This is a genomic window from Barnesiella sp. CU968 (genome assembly GCF_905219685.1).
In the GTDB taxonomy this organism is placed as follows: domain Bacteria; phylum Bacteroidota; class Bacteroidia; order Bacteroidales; family Muribaculaceae; genus Lepagella; species Lepagella muris_A.
The window spans coordinates 1-3,574 of the sequence record NZ_CAJMXD010000305.1; the positions used below are offsets into that span (position 1 = coordinate 1).

The 3,574-nt window shown below is 40.5% G+C and carries 5 protein-coding genes; 1 reads left to right on the forward strand and 4 read right to left on the reverse strand.

Annotated features, from left to right (window positions below):
- Positions 1–72 precede the first annotated feature (72 nt).
- Together JX312_RS10620 and JX312_RS10625 are read right to left on the reverse strand one after the other, a co-directional pair.
- Positions 73–399: a multidrug efflux SMR transporter gene (locus tag JX312_RS10620; RefSeq protein ID WP_123403203.1), complete on the reverse strand. Its 327-nt coding sequence runs from the start codon at positions 397–399 to the stop codon at positions 73–75.
- A complete protein-coding gene (locus JX312_RS10625) occupies positions 396–848 on the reverse strand; it encodes a DoxX family protein (RefSeq protein ID WP_369809677.1) in 453 nt (150 codons plus the stop codon). Before JX312_RS10625 ends, JX312_RS10620 begins: the two co-directional genes overlap by 4 nt.
- A 107-nt stretch (positions 849–955) precedes the next feature.
- On the opposite strand from JX312_RS10625, the gene JX312_RS10630 reads away from it, so the two are divergent.
- Complete coding sequence (locus JX312_RS10630) at positions 956–1,534, forward strand: Crp/Fnr family transcriptional regulator (protein ID WP_123403199.1); 579 nt, start codon at positions 956–958, stop codon at positions 1,532–1,534.
- 2 nt (positions 1,535–1,536) lie between these two features.
- Here JX312_RS10630 and JX312_RS10635 read toward each other — a convergent pair whose 3' ends face one another.
- Both JX312_RS10635 and JX312_RS10640 read right to left on the reverse strand, forming a co-directional pair.
- A complete protein-coding gene (locus JX312_RS10635; protein WP_204457977.1) occupies positions 1,537–2,343 on the reverse strand; it encodes an MBL fold metallo-hydrolase in 807 nt (268 codons plus the stop codon).
- Positions 2,344–2,612: 269 nt separating this feature from the next.
- Positions 2,613–2,849: an AAA family ATPase gene (locus JX312_RS10640; RefSeq protein WP_123403196.1), complete on the reverse strand. Its 237-nt coding sequence runs from the start codon at positions 2,847–2,849 to the stop codon at positions 2,613–2,615.
- Between the last annotated feature and the right edge of the window lie 725 nt (positions 2,850–3,574).

Sequence of the window (3,574 nt, forward strand, 5' to 3'; positions counted from 1 at the left end):
AACCATAAAAGACCTCAAGGAAGCCACAAGATTCACTATATAAAAAATTTCGAATTAAATTTAAACAGTTTCTTAGTTTGTCACGAGCTTTAGTCCGATAATTGATGCAATAAGAGTAAAGATAAAAAACAACCGCAAGGGTGTGGCCGGCTCTTTGAAAAACAAGATGCCTATAATTACCGTACCGACTGCACCGATTCCTGTCCATACCGCGTATGCCGTACCTATCGGCAAGGTCTGAATGGCCTTCGCAAGTAGGTACATGCTAAGCACTGTGGACAAAAGAAAACCGGTACCCCATAAATAAAACTCTGTTCCGGTTGTTACCTTGGTTTTTCCCAGACAGAATGCGAGGCTAACCTCAAACAATCCGGCAAGAAACAGTAATATCCAATTCATTTTTTATTTTTGTTTAAAGATTTTATCAGTTTGGCTCTTATCATATAGTCCAACGAATATTTTCCGGCACCGGATACCCATATTATGATAAATGTTGCCAAATAAATAAAAGACAGCTCTTTTGCTGAAAACGGGTCTCCGGCATGAATCACAAAAAATGCAATGCACATCGTGAATATCATAGGGATGAGCGCCAGACGTGTTAGTAATCCAAATATCAACAAGACCGAACAAAACACTTCACCAAATATGGCAAGTATTAAGGAGATTTCGCTGCCGACACCCAATGGATCAGGAAATGCCAGTGCCATTTGCCCGAAATCGTTAATCTTGGTCAGTCCGTGCATCATAAAGAGCATCCCGAATAAGAGCCTCGACAAAAGCAAGGAAATGTCAAATCTTCGGTTCCCGGCTGAATCAGGAAGTAAGATATTTATCAATCGCGTTATCATAACTCAATATTTTGAGTGCAAAGTTACTAGCTTGGGATCATCTAAAATTTTACATTTGATAAATAATGCCTGCTTATAGGATTATTGTTAACTTTGCAGCCAGTATGGATATAAAAGAAATTATTGACCGCAGACATATACTCCCTGATGAATCATTGGCTCTTCTTTGTCGGTCAATGGAACTTGTTCATTATCCCAAAGGCCATCATGTACTTGAAATAGGTAAGATTGAGCGGGATGTTTACTTTATAGCCAAAGGCATAGTGCGGGCATTCGCACTTGTTGACGGCAAGGAAGTGACATTTTGGGTTGGCAAGGAGGGTGCAACTATTGTATCAATGATGGGGTATGTGAGGAATGAACCAGACTATGAGACTATGGAACTAATGGAGGATTCCACTCTCTATGTTATCAAAAAGGAAGTATTAAGCCAGCTTTACCTGGCGGATATAAACATTGCCAATTGGGGCCGCAGATTTGCCGAGACCGAACTTCTTGATGCTGAAATTCGAGTTATAACCCTGTTACTTGCAACTGCGACAGAGCGTTATCAAGACTTTGTGGATACCCAGTCGGAACTATTACAGCGTCTGCCTTTGGGGTGTATTGCCTCATATTTGGGTATAACACAAGTAAGCCTAAGCCGAATAAGAGCCAATCTTGCCAAAGGAAATAAACAATAATTTCAGAAAACCAACCTTTCGCCATCAACAGGGATGAAAACATTACCACTATAATATTTTGAAGCCTCAGTCTTGTAAAGCCCTTGTCGTTTTTCCAAATTATCATCCTCGGAATGTACCAGAACCAAATTTTTCACCTTTGCCTTTTCTGCTAAAATAGCCACATCACGCACCGTATGATGATGTTTCTCGTATGGCTTGTATGTATCCTTATCTTCATACCGGCAGAAAGCGCCGCAGATTAGGGTGTCACAACCTTGAATTTTTCTGAGATTATCCTCGGTCAAAGATTCATCACCCAAACAAACCAGTTTTTCTCCGCAGCCAAAAGTCATCCTAAATCCGGTCTGAACGACATTTTTGGAANAGACATCGAAACATTCTATAAGAGTGTCGTTTATAGCCAATGAAGATTCATCAGAAATTTCCACTAATTCGATGTTTTTTGTAAAAAGTTCATAATCTAAAGCAAGAAAAGTCAACTGACATATAAGCCGCAACGCATTGCAGACGGAACTATTCCCATATATATGTAAGCTCCCACAGCTTTCTCCATCTTTACTCATATTGATAATACCCCTGATAAGCCATACAGCTCCAAGAATATGGTCTGTATGTGTATGAGTAATGAAAATATGATGTATCTCAGATAATTTGATACCCGATTCATTAATGGCATTGAATATACCATTACCACCTCCGGCATCCACAAGCATAAGTCCACCATGACTCTTAATGACATAGCAGCTATTGTATGAATGTTTTGGGAACGCGCTTCCGGTACCAATCATTATTAGTTCAAAATTCATATTTTATGATTGAGATTTCTAATGTCTATCCGTCTTGCCTTATTATAACACTCAAATATGTTGTAATATACAGAGAACGTACATTACCCTGATATTATTTCCAGACTTCGTCATTGCGTCACCCTAAACGCCCAGATAGTCGAAAAGCGGCTTCAATGACCTATGTTCGGGGGTCAGCATCATAGTACGAGTAATCATTTCGTCGTTTAATGGGAGTTTCAGTCTGATGGTAGTAATTGTCTTTGCAATCTTAATAACCGTATCCACACTCATTCCCATACCTCATCCTCAAAGTTCACATACACTATCTCATCCCATGAGTATCCTGCGGCAATCAGTTCCTGAATCTTTCCATAAAGGATATAGGATTTGCCGGCGCGACGCGCACCGACCAACACCTGACGGTCAAACCCGTCAAGTGACATTCTTCGTTTGATAACCTCATGACGCATAACCTCTTCACGGTTTTCAAGCATCACCTCTCGGAGAATTTCTGATTTTATCATCGCATCTTTGTCTTACTCACAAGACAAAGTTGGATGTTTTTTTGTCTTATATGCAAAACGGATGCTAATGATTGATAGCTCGACTTTATTGTTTTTCTCTGCGAAAACGGATAGAGGCGTTGGCGGGTCACTGACACCATCCGACCGCATCCCGACTATGGAAGAAGGCTAAACACCGATTTGCCTCAACGCCTTTTTGCACACCCGTCGTTTCAATATTTTGCGCAGGACGGGCAGATGGGTAAAACCAAAAAAAGCACTGAAAATCAAGTGATTACAGTGCTTTGCGGCGTTTTGCCATTTTTGATTGTGACCCCGGTGTGGTATGTCACTATATTTTTATATCCGTGATTATCAAATATTTGCATCTGACGATTTTTGGGCAATTCCTATTTTTACACCGTCAGAATTTCATGATTTTCTCCGCTTTCAGAACCGCTCCAAGTAGAGTCTCCAGCATAGCTGAGAAAATCCGCTGATAATATTTCAAAGATCGTGTCCGTAAGTGTACGATATGCAAATTTAATCATGAATCCCTAACCCTACAAGACCCCAGATGTTAATGTTTTCTAAAGCCGATACTTTCTTGCAGAATAGTTGTCAGATTTCCGCAATAAACACCCAGTGCCCGGTTTTGGGGTGACCGAGCCAAGCGATATTCCATTCTTTCAATCGCCGTTTAATTGTGCTCTCTGAGCATCCTATGGTATTGGCCAATTCTACCC